18 protein-coding genes are annotated in these 17,910 nt (G+C 43.9%); 14 read left to right on the top strand and 4 right to left on the bottom strand.

Annotated elements, in window-relative coordinates:
• Positions 1-23: 23 nt before the first annotated feature.
• Together CCS02_RS19365 and CCS02_RS19360 are read left to right on the top strand one after the other, a co-directional pair.
• Positions 24-1,130: a 1-acyl-sn-glycerol-3-phosphate acyltransferase gene (locus tag CCS02_RS19365; protein WP_100637471.1), complete on the top strand. Its 1,107-nt coding sequence runs from the start codon at positions 24-26 to the stop codon at positions 1,128-1,130.
• A gap of 20 nt (positions 1,131-1,150) precedes the next feature.
• Positions 1,151-1,903, top strand: coding sequence for a lysophospholipid acyltransferase family protein (locus tag CCS02_RS19360; RefSeq protein ID WP_072841807.1), 753 nt, complete (start codon positions 1,151-1,153; stop codon positions 1,901-1,903).
• Between the two features lie 73 nt (positions 1,904-1,976).
• On the opposite strand, the gene fabB is transcribed toward CCS02_RS19360, so the two are convergent.
• Both fabB and fabA read right to left on the bottom strand, forming a co-directional pair.
• Positions 1,977-3,191 carry a beta-ketoacyl-ACP synthase I gene (fabB, locus tag CCS02_RS19355; RefSeq protein ID WP_072841805.1) on the bottom strand — a complete coding sequence of 405 codons (1,215 nt, stop codon included), beginning with the start codon at positions 3,189-3,191 and terminating at the stop codon, positions 1,977-1,979.
• 26 nt (positions 3,192-3,217) lie between these two features.
• A complete protein-coding gene (gene fabA / locus CCS02_RS19350; RefSeq protein WP_012071901.1) occupies positions 3,218-3,733 on the bottom strand; it encodes a 3-hydroxyacyl-[acyl-carrier-protein] dehydratase FabA in 516 nt (171 codons plus the stop codon).
• A gap of 298 nt (positions 3,734-4,031) precedes the next feature.
• On the opposite strand from fabA, the gene CCS02_RS19345 reads away from it, so the two are divergent.
• Positions 4,032-4,925 carry an alpha/beta fold hydrolase gene (locus tag CCS02_RS19345; RefSeq protein ID WP_100637470.1) on the top strand — a complete coding sequence of 298 codons (894 nt, stop codon included), beginning with the start codon at positions 4,032-4,034 and terminating at the stop codon, positions 4,923-4,925.
• A gap of 79 nt (positions 4,926-5,004) precedes the next feature.
• Here CCS02_RS19345 and CCS02_RS19340 read toward each other — a convergent pair whose 3' ends face one another.
• On the bottom strand, positions 5,005-5,985 hold the full coding sequence (locus CCS02_RS19340) for a polyprenyl synthetase family protein (protein WP_100637469.1): 981 nt from the start codon (positions 5,983-5,985) through the stop codon (positions 5,005-5,007).
• A 282-nt stretch (positions 5,986-6,267) separates the two neighbouring features.
• Here CCS02_RS19340 and rplU point away from each other — a divergent pair, with 282 nt between their 5' ends.
• The 5 genes from rplU (at position 6,268) to CCS02_RS19315 (ending at position 9,692) form a co-directional block, all read left to right on the top strand.
• Positions 6,268-6,576, top strand: a complete 309-nt coding sequence (rplU, locus tag CCS02_RS19335) for a 50S ribosomal protein L21 (protein WP_072841799.1) — start codon at positions 6,268-6,270, stop codon at positions 6,574-6,576.
• Positions 6,577-6,607: 31 nt separating this feature from the next.
• Positions 6,608-6,865 (top strand): 50S ribosomal protein L27, encoded by a 258-nt coding sequence (rpmA, locus tag CCS02_RS19330; RefSeq protein WP_012071897.1) that lies wholly within the window; start codon positions 6,608-6,610, stop codon positions 6,863-6,865.
• 108 nt (positions 6,866-6,973) lie between these two features.
• On the top strand, positions 6,974-8,164 hold the full coding sequence (gene cgtA, locus CCS02_RS19325) for an Obg family GTPase CgtA (RefSeq protein ID WP_072841796.1): 1,191 nt from the start codon (positions 6,974-6,976) through the stop codon (positions 8,162-8,164).
• Between the two features lie 26 nt (positions 8,165-8,190).
• A complete protein-coding gene (proB, locus tag CCS02_RS19320; protein ID WP_100188188.1) occupies positions 8,191-9,315 on the top strand; it encodes a glutamate 5-kinase in 1,125 nt (374 codons plus the stop codon).
• A 14-nt stretch (positions 9,316-9,329) separates the two neighbouring features.
• Positions 9,330-9,692, top strand: a complete 363-nt coding sequence (locus CCS02_RS19315) for a diacylglycerol kinase (protein ID WP_072841793.1) — start codon at positions 9,330-9,332, stop codon at positions 9,690-9,692.
• 90 nt (positions 9,693-9,782) lie between these two features.
• Here CCS02_RS19315 and rpsT read toward each other — a convergent pair whose 3' ends face one another.
• Positions 9,783-10,046, bottom strand: coding sequence for a 30S ribosomal protein S20 (rpsT, locus tag CCS02_RS19310; protein ID WP_012071893.1), 264 nt, complete (start codon positions 10,044-10,046; stop codon positions 9,783-9,785).
• A 230-nt stretch (positions 10,047-10,276) separates the two neighbouring features.
• On the opposite strand from rpsT, the gene murJ reads away from it, so the two are divergent.
• From murJ to ispH, 6 genes are all read left to right on the top strand, one after another.
• Positions 10,277-11,845, top strand: coding sequence for a murein biosynthesis integral membrane protein MurJ (murJ, locus tag CCS02_RS19305; RefSeq protein ID WP_100637468.1), 1,569 nt, complete (start codon positions 10,277-10,279; stop codon positions 11,843-11,845).
• 137 nt (positions 11,846-11,982) lie between these two features.
• Complete coding sequence (gene ribF, locus CCS02_RS19300) at positions 11,983-12,912, top strand: bifunctional riboflavin kinase/FAD synthetase (protein ID WP_072841789.1); 930 nt, start codon at positions 11,983-11,985, stop codon at positions 12,910-12,912.
• Between the two features lie 32 nt (positions 12,913-12,944).
• A complete protein-coding gene (gene ileS / locus CCS02_RS19295; protein WP_100188191.1) occupies positions 12,945-15,767 on the top strand; it encodes an isoleucine--tRNA ligase in 2,823 nt (940 codons plus the stop codon).
• Positions 15,767-16,273, top strand: a complete 507-nt coding sequence (gene lspA, locus CCS02_RS19290) for a signal peptidase II (RefSeq protein WP_100188192.1) — start codon at positions 15,767-15,769, stop codon at positions 16,271-16,273. The genes ileS and lspA overlap by 1 nt, the downstream gene beginning before the upstream one ends.
• The gene (locus CCS02_RS19285; RefSeq protein WP_100188193.1) at positions 16,270-16,701 is read left to right on the top strand and encodes an FKBP-type peptidyl-prolyl cis-trans isomerase; all 432 of its coding nucleotides are present in this window, start codon (positions 16,270-16,272) and stop codon (positions 16,699-16,701) included. Before lspA ends, CCS02_RS19285 begins: the two co-directional genes overlap by 4 nt.
• Positions 16,698-17,648 (top strand): 4-hydroxy-3-methylbut-2-enyl diphosphate reductase, encoded by a 951-nt coding sequence (gene ispH / locus CCS02_RS19280; RefSeq protein WP_100188194.1) that lies wholly within the window; start codon positions 16,698-16,700, stop codon positions 17,646-17,648. The genes CCS02_RS19285 and ispH overlap by 4 nt, the downstream gene beginning before the upstream one ends.
• Positions 17,649-17,910: the final 262 nt, after the last annotated feature.

Genomic DNA, 17,910 nt, shown 5'->3' with positions numbered 1-17,910 from the left:
AGTTTTTACTGACGGAAAATTAAATGGATCAGTTTCACGATATACGCCCCTACAACGACGATGAGGTCGCCGAGGTGTTGAACAATCTGGTCGAAATGCCAGATTTTATTAATACTATTATTGGTTTTCGCTTTGCTCAATGGCCTAAATTTCTTAAGGTGCCATTGGCGTTTTGTGTCAAGCTGGCGCTGAAACGTCAAATTACTAATATTTCGAATGTTCATGAGTTCCAAATGCGTGTCGCAAGCTACATGGAGCGTATGATAAAAACCACGACAACGAATGTTGAATACCGAGGGATCGAAAAGTTAGAAAAAGGTGTTGGCTATTTGTTTTTGTCGAATCATAGAGATATCGCCATGGACCCAGCTTTTGTTAACTATGGCTTGTATTTGGCAGAATTGAATACGGTGCGAATCGCTATAGGGGACAATTTATTGCGTCGACCTTTTGTGTCTGATCTCATGCGCCTTAATAAAAGCTTTATTGTGAAGCGCTCAGCAAATGGTATTCGAGAAATGATGGCGGCTTTTGGTCAACTGTCTGCTTATATCACTGAATCATTGACGAAAGACCAAGCTAATATCTGGATAGCTCAAAAAGAAGGGCGTGCGAAAGATGGCTTGGATCAGACAGATCCTGCGATCATAAAAATGTTCTTTATGAGTCAGAAAAAAGAAAAAGTACCTTTCTCTGATGCCATGGCGAACTTGAAAATTGTACCTGTCTCAATTGCTTATGAATATGATCCTTGTGCTTTTGATAAAGCCCGTGAGCTGCATCAGAAATCAACAACAGGTAATTATGAAAAAGCTGAGTTTGAAGACATCGACAGTATTAAAAATGGCATTGTTGGTCAGAAAGGCAAGGTTGTAGTGACTTTTGGTGATGTCATAAAAGATGGTTTTGAAACGCCTGAAGAATTTGTAGCCGAAGTAGATCGTCAGATCATTACTAACTATGCTATTCAGTCTACCAATGAAGCTGCGCTTGCGTTGCAGCAAGGCTTGCCTTCAACCGATAGTGCATTCTCAAGTTATCTTGAGCGTTGTCCTGAAAACTTAAAAGAAACTGTGTTGGCAATGTATGCAAATCCATTGCAGCAACAGCAAAAATATCTGAATAAATAGTCATGGGGAGTAAGCTGTCAATGAGCATGTGGGCGTCATTAAGATCTTGGATCGGCTCAACAATATTCGCCATTTACTATACGGTATCCACCATTATATTTGGTATTCTTGCGCCTTTTGCAACGATTCTGTTGCCAAAGAATTATCGTCAGCCAGTCTTGAACCTACATAACAAAGGTTTGTTATTTGTCTTTCGTATTTTTTGTGGTGTGAAAGTTGAGATTGTTGGTTTAGAACATATCAACAAAAATCGTCCTGTTGTGCTGGTGGCAAACCATCAGAGCGAATGGGAAACCTACGTACTGCAAGTGTTGATGGCACCTGTTTCAACAGTTTTAAAGAAAGAGCTTTTGTCAGTGCCTTTCTTTGGCTGGGGATTGCGTATGGTGCAGCCCATAGCAATTGACCGCTCTCAGCGTACTAATGCTCTGAAGCAAATTATCAGTCAGGGTAAAGAGCGTTTAGATGATGGCCGTTCGGTGCTGATTTTTCCTGAAGGCACGCGAATCGCACCTAATGAAGAGCAAGCCTTCAACAAAGGCGCTGCTATGTTAGCAACATCTGCAGGTGTGCCTATTTTGCCTGTGGTACACAATGCTGGTTATACTTGGCCTGGTAAGCGCTGGCGCAAGTTTCCGGGATCTATCCGTGTTGTTATTGGGCCTATTATTGAGTCTGAGGGCAAGAAAACCTCAGCATTACATGAAGAAATGGATGTTTGGATGCGAGCTGAAATGGCGAAACTCCCGAAAGGAAATGACTTTCTGTTTTAGCTCGGTTGCATGGCAAATTGAAAGCATAAAAAAGCCGCATCATTTATGCGGCTTTTTTGTCGCTAAAGATTATTTACGCTGTGTATTTTTTGAATACTAAGCTGGCGTTAGTGCCACCAAATCCAAAGCTATTAGACATGATCATGTTTAGATCTACATTGTCTTTACGAGTTGTTACCACTGGAATGTTTCCTGCGGCTGGATCAAGCTCATCAATGTTTGCAGACGCAGCGATGAAGTTATTCTCCATCATTAGCAAGCAGTAGATCGCTTCATGAACACCCGCAGCACCCAAAGAGTGACCTGAAAGGGATTTTGTAGAGCTAATCAATGGGATGTTGTCACCGAAAGTCTCGTTGACAGCTTGTAGCTCTTTCATATCACCAGCAGGTGTACTTGTGCCATGAGTGTTGATGTAATCAATATCGCCATCAATTGTGCTCATAGCCATCTGCATGCAGCGCACTGCGCCCTCACCAGAAGGGGCTACCATATCGTAGCCATCAGATGTTGCACCGTAACCTACTAGTTCAGCGTAGATTTTTGCACCACGAGCTTTAGCGTGTTCTAGTTCTTCTATAACTAGCATACCGCCACCGCCAGCAATAACAAAACCATCACGGTTGGCATCGTAAGCACGAGAAGCCTTCTCAGGAGTTTCATTGTACTTAGAAGATAGAGCGCCCATTGCGTCAAACATACAAGTTTGAGTCCAGCTTTCTTCTTCGCCGCCACCTGCAAAAACGATATCTTGTTTGCCAAGTTGGATTAGCTCCATGGCATTACCGATACAGTGGGCACTGGTAGAGCATGCAGACGTGATGGAATAGTTAACACCTTTAATTTTAAAAGGGGTTGCTAAACAAGCAGAAACCGTGCTGCCCATAGTTTGGGTTACTCGGTATGGTCCAACACGTTTAACACCTTTCTCGCGAAGTGTATCTGCTGAATCAACAAGATTTTTAGCTGATGCGCCACCAGATCCTGCAACTAGGCCTGTGCGAATATTGGATACTTGGTCTTCTGTTAAGCCTGAATCTAAAATAGCTTGTTGCATAGAGACGTAAGCGTAAGTTGCGGCATCGCCCATGAAGCGGCGGATCTTACGATCAATACTTTCTGCATCTAAATCAATACGACCACAAACGTGGCTACGAAAGCCGTGTTCTTTGTAATCTTCAGCGAAACGAATACCAGATTGGCCCTCGCGCAAGGAGTTTAGAACGCTCTCTTTGTCATTACCTAGGCAGCTGACAATGCCAAGACCTGTTACTACTACACGACGCATAAATGTGCCTCTTTCATTCTTAATCTTTAGAAGTTATCAGTTGAAGTGAATAAGCCTACACGCAAATCTTTTGCGGTGTAAATTTCACGACCATCAACTTTAACACTTCCGTCTGCAATCCCCATCACTAACTTACGTTCAATTACACGCTTAAGGTTAATATGGAAGGTAACTTTTTTCGCTGTTGGAAGGATTTGTCCAGTGAATTTCACCTCGCCAGAACCGAGTGCTCGCCCGCGACCTTTATTTCCTTTCCAACCTAGAAAAAATCCTACTAGCTGCCACATCGCGTCTAAGCCAAGGCAACCAGGCATAACTGGATCGCCAGGAAAGTGACACTCGAAAAACCATAGGTCGGGATTGATGTCTAGCTCAGCAATAATTTCGCCTTTGCCATATACCCCGCCTTCAGTCGAGATGTGAGTAATGCGATCCATCATAAGCATATTGCCGACAGGAAGCTGGGCATTGCCTGCACCAAACATTTCACCGTGGCCGCATTTTAATAGTTCGTCTTTTTCAAAAGATGAAGCTGTAGTCATTATAGTCCTATATCCACATCCAGCCGATGACTTAAAATAGTCTGGCGGATTGTCGTGGTCCAGTTTGCAGTAGAAAATCCAGCTGATTATATCGGTTTGGAACTCTAATATGAATGTTTGAACGGAAAAAAACCAAATTACCTGCATGAAAAGTGATCATTTTTACGTTATTACAAGAATTTAATGGCTATGGAAGTTGTAAAAACAGGTTTTTAAGCGATTTGCGAATACCGTTCAGTATTATTTTTTCTGTTAATATATTTCTTCTAGTAATGTCTTGGTTGTTTTGAGTGCCTTTATGAGTTCAAAAAGAAGTATAAATCTAGCTGCTTGGCAGCATCAATTTGACGATGGTCATATTCAGGGATACTTGGGGCAAATTGAAGAGAGTCAACCGACAATTCATTTTCTGCATGGTAATGGCTTTTCAGTAAAGACTTACATGTGCTTTTTGGAAAAGCTCGAAGGCTACAATTTGATTATGCAAGATGCGGCAGGTCATGGTGAGTCAACGGCTGGAAAGCGGTTTGTTGGTTGGAATATTACTGCCGCTCGTTTTGCTGAGTCGTTAAATGCGCAGCAATCGGTACTACCGAAAACAGAATTGATTGGCATCGGACACAGCTTTGGAGGCTGTATGACGGCGTTAATGAGTGCGCAAACGCCAACTCTTTTTGATCGTTTGGTTTTATTGGATCCTGCGCTTTTTCCTCCGCGTTTAATTTGGATGATGCGCGGTGTTAAGTTAACAGGCTTAAAGAGTCAGGTTCCTTTGGTAAAACAGGCTCGTCGTCGTCGCACTCAATGGGAAAATCTTACTCAAGTGAAAAGTAGCTTTTTTGAGCGAGGAACATTTAAGGGTTGGGAGCCTGCTTGCTTAGAGGATTATATCGCTTCTTCTATTAAGCACGATGAAAAAGGGCGCTATAAATTAGGTTGCCCATCTTGGATGGAGGCAGCGATCTTTTCGAGTTATCCCAAGCGGCTCTGGAGCGCGATTGCTAATATTTCTGTGCCTACTTGCATTATTCAAGGTAAAGATACCTTTGACTATTTCAAAGAGGCCTACCGCCTAGCGGCAAAACTGAATCCGAATATTAAGGTGATTGAGGTGGACGGAGGTCATTGTTTCATGCAGCAACATACAACTATGGCTGCTCAGGCAGTAATGGATGTGTTGAGAAAAAATTAGCATGAGAAAGTCAATGAAAAAGCCAAACACAGTTTAAATACAATGTTTGGCTTTTTTGTATGATGGGTTTTACCTTCGATTAGTTGCGACGCTTCACTGACGCGTTGGCTAGTGCGACAAGTGCCTTTTTATAGTCAGACTCTGGCAATGGTGCAATAGATCTTATTGCTAGGTCTGCTTGCTCTTGTGCTTTTTGCTGAGTGTATTCAATGGCTCCGCAGTTTTGCACGTCATTTATAATTGACTCTAACTGGTCAAGTCCACCGGTTAATATAGCTTGCTTGACTCGCTCCACTGCGTCTTTAGGGCCATGTTTCATAGTGAAAATAAGCGGCAAGGTGGGTTTGCCTTCAGCAAGGTCATCGCCAACACTTTTGCCCATTTCTTCAGCTGTACTGGTGTAATCCATTACGTCGTCAATTAACTGAAAAGCTGTCCCAACGTACATGCCAAAATGTCTTAGAGCTTCTTGATATTCTTTGTTCGCACCTGCAATAATTGCACCACAAAGGGCGGCGCCTTCAAACAGTTTTGCTGTTTTGTATTGGATGACTTTCAAATAGCTTTCTTCGGTTGTATCGGGGTCGCCGCAGTTAATGAGCTGCTGAACTTCACCTTCGGCAATAATATTGGTTGTTTTAGCAAGAACGCTCATGCATTGCATGCTGCCGACATCCACCATAATTTGGAAGGCGCGAGAATAAAGGAAATCGCCAACTAGAACGCTCGGGGCATTGCCCCATTCTTCATTGGCCGTTTTTTTTCCACGGCGCATATCTGATTCATCAACAACATCGTCATGTAATAGTGTCGATGTATGAATAAACTCTATGATGGTTGCCATTTGAATGGTTTGATCTAGTCTTGGTTTATCTAGTTCAGCGCTCGCTTTAGCTGCTAATAACACCAATAGAGGTCGCAATCGTTTTCCACCATTGCTTATGATGTAGTAGCCGATTTGCTCGATTAGAGGGATGTCACTACTAAGTTGTGACACAATATAGTCATTCACTTGGCCAAATTCATTGGCCACAACATCGTGTATTTGTATAGGTTGCATGCAATTTCCGAAGCTAAATAGTCCCAAGCTGATCAGCAAGTGTGCCTCATGCTAGGTAAGGCTTGTGTCAGGGTCAACCCAAAATACGAAAAATGTATAAAGACATTGCTTTTCACTTGTATTGGGTGGTGTGATTTTGTACAATCTCGCGTCCGATTTACCCACATTTTGCTCCCTATCATATGGTTAGTGATTTTTGTCCGATTCGGTCAGGAACTTATTGCCACTAGAAGTAGGTCAAATTCAATTTCAGTAGCCGGGTAAATCTCATTGGAGAAGAACATGTTTGCAGTGATCAAAACTGGCGGTAAGCAATACCGTGTAGAAGAAGGCCAAACCCTTAAGGTTGAGAAATTAGCTGTTGAAGAAGGCGGTTCGATTCAATTCGATGACGTTCTTCTTGTATGCAACGGCGACGACGTTAAAGTTGGTGCACCAGTTGTAGAAGGCGCTAAAGTAACAGCTGAAGTTGTTGCTCATGGTCGCGGAGACAAAGTGAAAATTTTGAAATTCCGTCGTCGTAAGCATTCTATGAAGCGTATGGGTCATCGTCAGTGGTTCACGGAAGTGAAAATAACTGGTATTAACTAAGCGCTAACTATTCAAATTTAAGGAGTAAGTCATGGCTCATAAAAAGGCGGGTGGTAGTACTCGTAACGGTCGCGATTCCGAGTCGAAACGATTAGGTGTCAAACGTTTTGGTGGTCAAGTTGTGATCCCAGGTAACATCCTTGTTCGTCAGCGTGGTACTCAGTTCCACCCTGGAGTTGGTGTTCAAATTGGTAAAGATCACACTTTGTTCGCTGTTGTTGAAGGCCAAGTGAAGTTTGAAGTGAAAGGTAAGTTGAAGCGTCGTACAGTTTCTGTCGTAGCTGCTTAATCGCTTACTAAAAACTTAAAAAAAGCTCCGCGACGCGGGGCTTTTTTTTTGGAAGAATTCTATAATCAGGGTTTGTTGATTCTGATAATCCACCGAAGAGGTGTTATTGTGAAATTTGTTGATGAAGCCAGTATCTATGTAAGAGCGGGTAAAGGTGGAAATGGAGCGTTGAGCTTTTGGCGTGAAAAATTTGTCGCTAAAGGTGGTCCCGATGGCGGCGATGGCGGTAATGGCGGCAGCGTTGTGTTGGTTGCTGATGAGGCGCTAAACACCTTGATCGATTTTCGTTTTACGAAAAAATACATCGCTGAAAGTGGTGAGGGTGGTCAAGGTCGAGATATGACCGGCTCGAAAGGACCTGATCTTGAAATTAAAGTGCCTGTTGGTACGACGGTTATTGATGATGATACCGGCGAGACGCTTGGTGATCTTGTTCGTGACGGTCAAAAGTTAAAAGTGGCCCAAGGCGGTCATCATGGTCTGGGGAATACTCGATTTAAATCAAGTACCAACCGTGCGCCAAGACAGACTACGAAAGGTACGGTAGGTGAAGAGCGTACGCTGAAGCTAGAGATGAAAGTCTTGGCCGATGTAGGGTTGCTTGGTCTTCCTAACGCAGGTAAATCGACGTTTATTCGTGCGGTTTCTTCTGCTAAGCCAAAAGTGGCTGATTATCCTTTTACAACCTTGGTGCCGAACCTTGGTGTGGTAAAAGTGAAGAAACACCAGAGCTTCGTAATCGCCGATATTCCTGGAATTATCGAGGGTGCATCTGAAGGTGCAGGTCTTGGTATTCGTTTCTTGAAGCACTTGGTGCGCAACCGCATTTTGTTGCACATCGTCGATTTGGCGCCTTGGGATGAAATTACCCCGGCAGAAGCTGCGGTTATTGCGGTAAACGAATTGCATCAGTTCAGCCCTGCTTTGGCAGAGCGTGACCGTTGGTTGGTTTTAAATAAAACCGACATGGTGCCAGAAGATGAGTTGGAAGAGCGTTGTCAGAGTGTTATTGACGCACTTGGATGGGAAGGTAAGGCTTACCGTATTTCGGCGATATCAGGTGAAGGCACAGAGGTGTTGTGTTTAGACCTGATGACGGCGCTTGATGAAAAGCGTGAGTTGTTGCTAGAAAGCCCAGAAGCTCGTGAGAAAGAAAAAGCAATGCGCGCCTTGATTGATGAAGAAGGTCGAAACCGTATTATGTCATTACGTGAAAAACGTCGTAAAGCAGGTTTGTTGCTTGATGATGACGATTTTGATGAAGATGACTACGATGTTGAAGTGGAATACGTTAGCTAACTTGATTGGTGAGAATAAGTAGTATCATGGAAATGCGAGAAAAAATAGCTAAGGCGCAGCGTGTCGTTGTTAAAATCGGCAGTGCGCTACTGACAAACGATGGTCAGGGGTTGGATGTTGCCCGAATTGGTCTTTGGGTTGCTCAAATTGCTGAGTTACGAGCGCAAGGAAAGGAAGTCGTTTTAGTGTCTTCTGGTTCTATTGCTGCAGGTATGAAGCGTCTTGGTTTTTCTTCTCGCCCCACTCAAGTAAATGAGCTGCAAGCTGCTGCGGCAGTTGGGCAGATGGAATTGGTTGGGGTTTATGAGTCTCACTTTGAGAAGCATGGTTTGTGTACTGCGCAAATTTTGCTTACCCATGATGATTTGTCGAACCGTCGACGCTATTTAAATGCTCGATCTTCGTTGCGAACTCTGCTTGGTTTCGGTGTTGTACCTATAATTAACGAAAATGACACAGTTGTAACCGACGAAATACGGTTTGGTGACAATGATACGCTGGGTGCTTTGGTTGCTAATCTTATTGAGGCGGATTTGTTGATCATCCTTACAGATCAGCAAGGGCTGTTCGATAAAAATCCACGTGATCATAAAGATGCAACTTTAATCTCTCATATATCAGCATCGGACAATCGTCTTGAGTCTATGGCGAGTGGCGGGGCTGGTGTACTAGGTAGTGGCGGAATGTTAACGAAGGTGCGAGCTGCGCTTTTGGCTGCACGCTCTGGTGCGGATACCTTGATAGCTTCAGGTCGCGAAGAAAATGTAATTGTTCGTGTTGCGTCAGGCGAAATATTAGGAACTTGGTTGCAGCCGGAACACGGAAGGGTAGCGGCGCGTAAGCAATGGTTAGCTGGGCATTTGAAGAGTCGCGGCGCCCTAATTTTAGATGATGGCGCCGTAAAGGCGTTGCGAAAAGCGGGTACGAGTCTTTTGGCTGTTGGAGTGAAAGATGCGCAGGGTACTTTTTCGCGCGGAGACATGGTTATTTGTGTCGATTTGCAAGGTGGTCTGGTTGCTCGCGGCTTAGTGAACTACAGTGTGGCTGAAACGTTGAAGCTGCTTGGTCAGCCTTCGTCTAATATTGGAGCGATTTTGGGTTACAAGGGTGAACCAGAGTTAATTCATCGCGATGATTTGGTTATTATTTAAGAGGTAGTGGTGTCATGGCAAAGCCAGGTAAAGTAGGTTTAGATCGCGTATTGAGTGCTTCGAAATATTCTTATCAAGGTTTGCGAGCTCAATGGAAACATGAAGCGGCTTTTCGTCAAGAGGCTGTTTTGTTTTTGATTTCTTTGCCTTTTGCTATCTGGCTTGGTGATACTGGTCTTGAGCGTGCGGTACTGATTTTTTCTGTAGGCTTGGTGTTGATTGTTGAAACGCTGAATTCAAGTGTTGAGGCTGTGGTTGATCGAATTAGTAGTGAGCATCATGAATTGTCTGGTCGTGCGAAAGATTTAGGCTCTGCAGCTGTCATGTTGGCTTTGGTCTTGGCGGCAGTGGTTTGGCTGGTGGTTTTGTTTGGCTGATGCTGTTTGGGCAAAAAAGTCGAGGTGTATTTTCAGGTGTATAAATAAAAGACATAAAAAAACCGGCATTTGCCGGTTTTTTTATAGGTATTAGGCCAGTGCTTTGATTTTAGCACTCAAGCGGCTCTTATGGCGAGCTGCTTTGTTTTTGTGATATAGGCCTTTGTCAGCGGCTTTGTCTAGCTTAGAAGTTGCTAGAACGTAAGCTGCTTGTGCGTCAGCTTGATTGCCTGCTTCGATAGCTGCATCTACTTTTTTCAAGTATGTGCGAACCATTGAACGAAGGCTACCATTGTGAGCGCGGCTTTTTACTGCTTGGCGCGCGCGTTTTTTTGAACCGGCGGAATTTGCCACGGTCTGGCTCCTTTAAATTGGAATAAGTAATGACCCAGCACTCTGCTGTGTCATGAAATTAATGTCAAGTTTTAACTTTGAAATCTCGCGGCGGATTTTACCAGTTTTTAGCGTTGCCACAACCCTATTATACAAAAATTAGTCAAATGAGCTTATATATTTGGCTGCGCTCTGGTAGTACCTGGTGTTATTCTTTGTCGATCTATCTATTGCATACGTCGTAAATTTTTATGTCCGAAAAAAAATCCCTCCTCGATAAAGAGCCTAAGTCTTTGTCTTTGTTGCGTTCTGGTGTCTTGGTTTCCATTTGTACTTTCTTTTCTCGTATTCTTGGCTTGGTAAGAGATGCTGCTTTGGCGTATGTATTAGGTGCAAGTGGCAGCGCAGATGCATTTTATGTTGCTTTTAAAATTCCTAACTTTTTTCGTCGATTATTTGCCGAAGGGGCGTTTGCTCAAGCTTTTGTCCCAGTATTGAGTGACTACCGAGTAAAAGAAGGCAAGGACGAGGTTCGAGCACTTATCTCTGCTGTGTCAGGGTCGCTGGCTTTGATCTTGTTGTGTATTACTGTGCTTTTCATGGTGTGTGCTCCTTGGGTGGTGTATGTATTTGCACCTGGTTTTGCTGCGGATGATGGTCAGACTAAATTGGCTTCTGAGCTGTTAGTCATTACTTTTCCATATCTGTTATTTATTTCATTAACGGCATTGGCAGGCGGTATTTTAAACGCGCATGGTGAATATGCGGTTCCGGCTATTACGCCGATTTTTCTGAACATCTCTCTTATTGTTGCGACGGTGTTTTTTGCTCGCACTGCGGCCCAGGCCGAAACCGCTGTTGCTTGGGGGGTGTTCTTTGCGGGGCTGATTCAGTTGATGTTTCAAGTGCCATTTTTGGCGAGGTTGCGATTGCTACCGATGCCGACGTTGGGTTTTCGTCATCCAGGTGTGAAGCGAATTTTGCTTTTGATGGGGCCGGCATTGTTTGGTGTGTCTGTCGGTCAGATTAATTTGCTTCTTGATACGGTGTTGGCTTCTTTTCTGCAAACGGGCAGTATTACTTGGTTGTACTTGTCGGATCGCTTGTATGAGTTGCCGTTGGGTATTTTTGCTATTGCCATCAGTACGGTTATTTTGCCTTCTTTGTCGCGTAGTTTTTCTGGTGGCGAAGCGTCGAAGTTTTCTGAAACACTCGATTGGGCGCTGCGAATACTTTTGCTGATTGCTATTCCGTCTTCTCTTGCTTTGTTTATGTTGGCTGAGCCTTTGATTGCGACGATTTTTTATCGTGGTGAGTTAACGGTGAATGATGTTCATATGGCTGCTCAGAGTCTGCAGGCTTACTCACTGGGGTTGGTGTTTATGATGCTGATTAAGGTACTGGCGCCAGGGTATTATGCGAGACAGGATACAAGAACGCCTGTACGTATTGGGATCATTGCGATGATATCGAATATGGTGCTGAATTTGATTTTGGTGTGGCCATTGGGGCATGTGGGGTTGGCGTTGGCGACAAGTTTGTCTGCAGGTTTAAATGCTTTTTTATTGTGGCGCGGTTTGTACAAAAAGCAATATCACGTATTTTCTGCTCAATGGAAGCGTTTGTTGCGTATATTGGTGAGTGCTACCGTTGCGCTTGGTGTGTGCTTGTATTTGTTTCTTCTTCAGGGGTGGCAATGGACCCAGATGGATGACTTGTATCGGGTGGGCTGTACCTTGATGGTTGTCGTTTGCGGTGTGCTGGTGTACGTTCTTGTCGCGGTAGCGGCGGGTTTGCGTCCTTCCATTTTGAAGCATTAGGTGTATTGAAGTGTTTTTTGCTTTGATTATTGGTTTGCACAGCTTGTTCAAGTTCTGGCCTACCTTCATCTGGTTAACTGCTATATAATCCATGATATTTTTTCGACGCTGGATTTAATTGTTTTGTACGGGGTTCTATGGAGTTAATTCGCGGTATTCATAATATCCGTTCAAAGCATAAAGAATGCGTGCTGACGATAGGGAATTTTGACGGTGTTCACTTAGGGCATGGCGCTATATTAGCGCGAGTAAAAGCTTTGGCTAAACAATACAATTCGCCTGCTGCTATCATGATCTTTGAACCTCAGCCGAGAGAGTTCTTTTCACCGGATACGGCCCCAGGTCGTATTGGTCGTCTGCGGGATAAAGTGAAATTGTTGGAAGGGCAGGGTATCGATTATGTTCTTTGCATGCCGTTCAACCCTAAACTTCAACAACTAGATGCGCAGGCATTTTGTCAGCAAATTTTGCTAGATGGCTTGTCTGTAAAGCATTTGGTAGTGGGAGATGATTTTCGCTTTGGCTGTGATCGACAAGGTGATTTTTATTATCTGCAAGAGTTTGGTGGTCAGCATGGCTTTGATGTTGAAAATACACCGTCAGTGTTAAACACTTTGAATGAGCGAGTGAGTAGTACTCTGGTTAGGGATGCTCTAGAGCGCGGCGATATTACTGCCGCACAGATGAACATGGGGCACTTGGTTACCTTAAGTGGTCGTGTGATACATGGACAGCAACTTGGTCGAAAATTGGGTTTTCCAACGGCTAACGTGCACCTTAAAGGTATTAAGTCTGCGTTGTCTGGTGTATATGCTGTGACCTTTATGGTTGATGGCGTCTCCTATAACGGTGTTGCGAATATTGGTGTGCGTCCTACCGTTCAAGGCAAGACGCCGATACTGGAAGTGCACTTATTAGATTTTAACGGTGATCTGTATGACAAATATGTGCAGGTTACTTTCTGTCATTTTATTAGGGCAGAGCGAAAAATGGCCAGCTTAGATGCGCTGGAAAAACAAATTCAATGTGATAAAGAAGAAGCATTACGCTTCTTTGCTAATCAGTGAAAAGATGATCTTTGAGGATGAATCGATAAACCATGAGTGATTATAAACCGACACTGAATTTGCCAGATACAGACTTCCCAATGCGTGGAGATTTGGCAAAACGTGAACCTGCAATGCTTAAGCGTTGGCAGGATATGGACCTATATCAAAAAGTACGTGATGTAAGTAAAGGCCGTAAATCTTTTATTCTTCATGATGGCCCTCCGTACGCAAATGGCAGTATTCACATTGGTCACGCGGTTAACAAAATCCTCAAAGATATTATTGTTAAGTCTAAAACCGTTAGTGGCTTTGATGCGCCTTATATTCCTGGTTGGGATTGTCACGGCTTGCCAATTGAGCACAAAGTTGAGCAATTGATCGGTAAAGCGGGGACGAAAGTTTCTTATAAAGAGTTTCGCGCGAAATGTCGCGAATACGCTTATACGCAAATAGAAGAACAGAAAAAAGACTTTATTCGTTTGGGTGTGATGGGCGATTGGGAAAATCCTTATCTGACAATGAACTTCCAAACAGAAGCCAATATTGTTCGTGCTTTAGGCAAAATCGCTGAGAACGGTCATTTGGTAAAAGGCTTTAAGCCAGTTTACTGGAGTGTTGTTGGTGGTTCTGCTTTGGCGGAAGCGGAAGTGGAATATCAAGATAAAACGTCTTTGTCTTTGGATGTGCGTTATGTGCCACAAGACGAAGCTGCTTTACTTGTTAAATTCTCTGATGTCGAGGGTGAAGGTAAGGTTTCTGTTGTGATTTGGACAACCACTCCTTGGACGCTTCCAGCGAGCCAAGCTGTTTCTGTTCATCCAGACTTCAACTATGCGCTAGTTGAAGTCGATATGGGCTTAGGCAAAGAGCGTTTAATTGTTGCTGAAGACATGGTCGCAAGTGTTATGTCTCGCTACGGCGTAACTGATTTCCGCATTGTTGGTCGTACCGTTGGTGCTGAACTGGCAGGCACTGTGTTGGATCATCCGTTCCTAGAGCGCGATATTCCTGTCATCTTGGGTGAGCACGTAACAACGGAAGCGGGTACTGGCTGCGTGCATACTGCACCAGACCACGGCGTGGATGACTTTAACGTCGGTCGTGAAAATGGCATTGGCACTATCAACCTTGTTCAAGATAATGGTGTTTACTCTGATGCTGCAGGCGAGTTTGCTGGTTTGCATGTTTATAAAGTAGATGATGCCGTGCTTGAGGCACTGAATCGTAATAACGCTTTGGTGTTTGAGTCGAAGATCTTCCACAGTTACCCACATTGCTGGCGTACTAAAACGCCACTAATCTTCCGTGCGACGCCTCAGTGGTTTATCAGTATGACCAAAGAAGGTTTGCTGGATTCTGCAAAGCATGCTGTTGAAGGTGTGAAGTGGGTACCAAGCTGGGGACAAAACCGTATGGAAGGGATGTTGAATAACAGCCCTGATTGGTGTGTGTCTCGTCAGCGTACTTGGGGTGTGCCGATTGCGTTGTTTATCAACAAAGAGACTCAAGAGCTTCATCCTGAAACGCCACGTTTGATCGAGGAAGTTGCTAAGCGCATCGAAGTTGAAGGAATCGACGCTTGGTTTGAAATGGAAGCAGAGGAGTTGTTGGGTGCTGATGCTGAAAAATACAGCAAAGTAACTGACACGTTAGATGTATGGTTTGACTCCGGTGTGACCCATTATTCTGTTATCGATCAGCGTGATGAATTGAGCTTTCCTGCCGATTTGTACCTAGAAGGTTCAGATCAGCATCGTGGTTGGTTCCAGTCTTCGTTGAAAACCTCAATCGCGATTCGTGGTGTGCCGCCATACAAGCAAGTATTGACTCACGGTTTTACCGTTGATGGCGATGGCCGCAAAATGTCGAAGTCTTTGGGTAACGTACTGTCACCACAGAAAGTCATGGATACCTTGGGTGCCGATATTATCCGTTTGTGGGTAGCAGCGACCGACTACACCACTGAAATGACTGTCTCTGATGAAATTCTTAAGCGTGTAGCGGATTCTTATCGTCGTATCCGTAATACTGCGCGTTTCATGATGGCAAACTTAAATGGTTTTAATCCAGCGGCTGATATGGTTCCTTCTAGCGAGATGATTGCGTTAGATCGCTGGATTGTAGATCGTGCTGCCATGTTGCAAAAAGAATTGAATATCGCTTACAGCGAATATCAATTCCATACAGTGAACCAGAAAATCCAGAACTTCTGTTCCGTAGATTTGGGTGGTTTTTATCTGGATGTCATCAAAGATCGCCAATACACAACACAAGAAGACAGCCTGGCGCGTCGTTCTGCGCAGACTGCGCTTTACCATGTGATGGAAGCTTTCTCTCGTTGGATTGCACCGATCTTGAGCTTCACTGCTGACGAAATCTGGCAAACACTTCCTGGGGAACGCGGTGAGTCTGTTTTCTTAGAAACATGGTATGAAGGCCTTGAAGAGTTGTCCGGTGATGAGCCAATGGGTCGTGAATTCTGGAAGCAGGTTCTTGAAGCGAAAGTAGCAACGAATAAAGTATTAGAAGCTGCGCGTAGTGAGGGCAAGATGAAAGCGAGCTTAAGTGCTGATATCACACTTTATTGTGATGATGCTTTGCAAGCAACATTGAATCGCTTAGGTGAAGAGTTGCGCTTTGTCTTAATTGCTTCTGACGTTAAAGTGTTGCCTTTGTCTCAAGCGGATGATGACGCGGTTGCTACCGATCTTGATGGTCTGAAAGTTCACGTTGAGTTGAGTAAATATACTAAGTGTGTACGTTGTTGGCATCACCGTGAAGAAGTTGGTAAGCGAGCAGCGCATCCTGAGTTGTGCGATCGTTGTATCTCTAACTTGCCAGATGGGGAAGGTGAACAGCGCCTTTACGCCTAATGACTGCTTTGATTGTGTGGAAACGAGTCCAGCGCTGGTGGGCGCTGGCTCTTATTCTTTTTGTTTTAGATTGGGTAACAAAACAAGCGGTTGTGTCCAACTTATTTTATGGACAAGAAATTGCCGTTTTTCCATTCTTTGACCTGACATTGAGATACAACACTGGTGCTGCCTTTAGTTTCCTCGCGCAAGCTGGTGGTTGGCAGCGTTGGTTCTTCTCTTTGATCGCATTGGCAGTGGTTGTTGGTATTAGTTGGCGTCTTGTTAAGATCGCAGAAACCAACCGATTAGAATCACTGGCACTGACTTTTGTGTTGGGTGGAGCGATTGGTAACCTTTATGATCGATTGGTTTATGGTCATGTTGTAGATTTTCTACAATTTCATTGGCAGCAGTCGTGGTATTTTCCTGCGTTCAACCTTGCTGACAGTGCTATTACTATTGGTGTTATTTTAATGTTGCTTGAAAGTTTCGTGTCGAAAAAGCAGGAAGGTACAAAAGAATGAGCGTAATTACAGCGGCAAGCAGGGTCACTCTGCACTTTGAGTTGTCACTTGAAGATGGTCAAATCGTTGATTCTAACTTTTCTCGATCTCCAGCTAGCTTTGTATTTGGTGATGGGAGTTTATTGCCAGATTTTGAGTCTGCTTTACTAGGTATGTCTGTAGGGCAAGAAGCTTCTTTCATTATGTCGCCAGAAAAAGCCTTTGGCGTACACAATGAAAGCAATATTCAGCGTATGCCTCGTTCACAGTTCTCTATGGATCTAGAAGAAGGGATGGTGGTTTCTTTTGCTGATATGAGCAAAAACGAATTGCCGGGTGTCATTGCTGAGATTGGTGAGAAAGAAGTGGTTGTCGATTTTAATCACCCTCTTGCTAGTCGGTCACTTACTTTTAGGGTGCAAATCATAGCTATTGAGGATGCCGCATGAGTTTTGCTATTCAACTTGCTAACCCTCGTGGCTTCTGTGCTGGTGTTGATAGGGCGATAGATATTGTTAATCGCTGCTTGGATCTTTTTGAAGCGCCAATCTATGTTCGTCATGAAGTGGTACATAATAAATTTGTCGTCGAGTCTTTGAAGTCTCGCGGTGCAGTTTTTGTTGATGAACTTGATCAAGTACCAGATGACAACATTGTTATCTTTAGTGCGCATGGTGTTTCAAAAGCCGTTCGAGATGAAGCGACAGATCGAGGTTTAAAAGTATTTGATGCGACTTGTCCACTAGTGACAAAAGTGCATTTGGAGGTGTTGCGTTATTCTCGTGATGGCATGGAATGTATTTTGATTGGTCATGATGGCCATCCAGAAGTCGAAGGTACGATGGGTCAGTACGATGATCGTCAGGGTGGTGCTATCTATCTAGTAGAGAGTCCTGCTGATGTAGAGAGACTTAAGGTTAAGAATCCTGAGCGTCTTGCTTTTGTCACTCAAACGACGTTGTCTATGGATGATACCTCGGTTGTTATTGATGCACTTCGAAAACGCTTTCCGATGATTTGTGGTCCAAAGAAAGATGACATTTGTTACGCCACACAGAATCGTCAGGATGCTGTGAAGACGCTAGCAGAAGAATCTGAATTAGTTCTTGTTGTTGGTTCAGTGAATAGCTCTAATTCAAACCGTCTTCGGGAATTGGCTGAAAGAATGGGGGCGAAAGCCTATTTGATCGATAATGCCAGTGAGATTCAGTGCGATTGGTTGAAAGGTATTCGTAGTATTGGCGTAACTGCTGGAGCCTCTGCGCCTGAAGTACTTGTTAATGAGGTGATTGATCGTCTTGTTAAGGAAGGTGGTAGCGCACCTCAAGAGTTAAAAGGTAGAGAAGAGAATGTGTCTTTCTCTATGCCTAAAGAACTACGTATCGTAGAAGTTTGATCGAATTTAAATTAATTTAAATTTTCTTCAAAAAAGGGTTGCACAAAATCTGTAGATCCTTAATATACGCCCTCGCTGACACGGACAAGGCTTCAGAGCAACGAAGACCAAGTTCAACTTTACTAGATTAAGATCTGATTAAGTATTCAAGTCAGCCCGCTCTTTAAAATAGATAATCAGATAATTTGTGTGGGCGCTCGCTGGAGGCTTCAGAAGATCATCGCAGACCGGTTTTACCGAGATGTAGTTGATCAAAAAAAAT

The sequence above is a fragment of the Marinomonas sp. ef1 genome, from assembly GCF_002806845.1.
In the GTDB taxonomy this organism is placed as follows: domain Bacteria; phylum Pseudomonadota; class Gammaproteobacteria; order Pseudomonadales; family Marinomonadaceae; genus Marinomonas; species Marinomonas polaris.
This window is presented reverse-complemented; position numbering and strand designations above follow the sequence as displayed.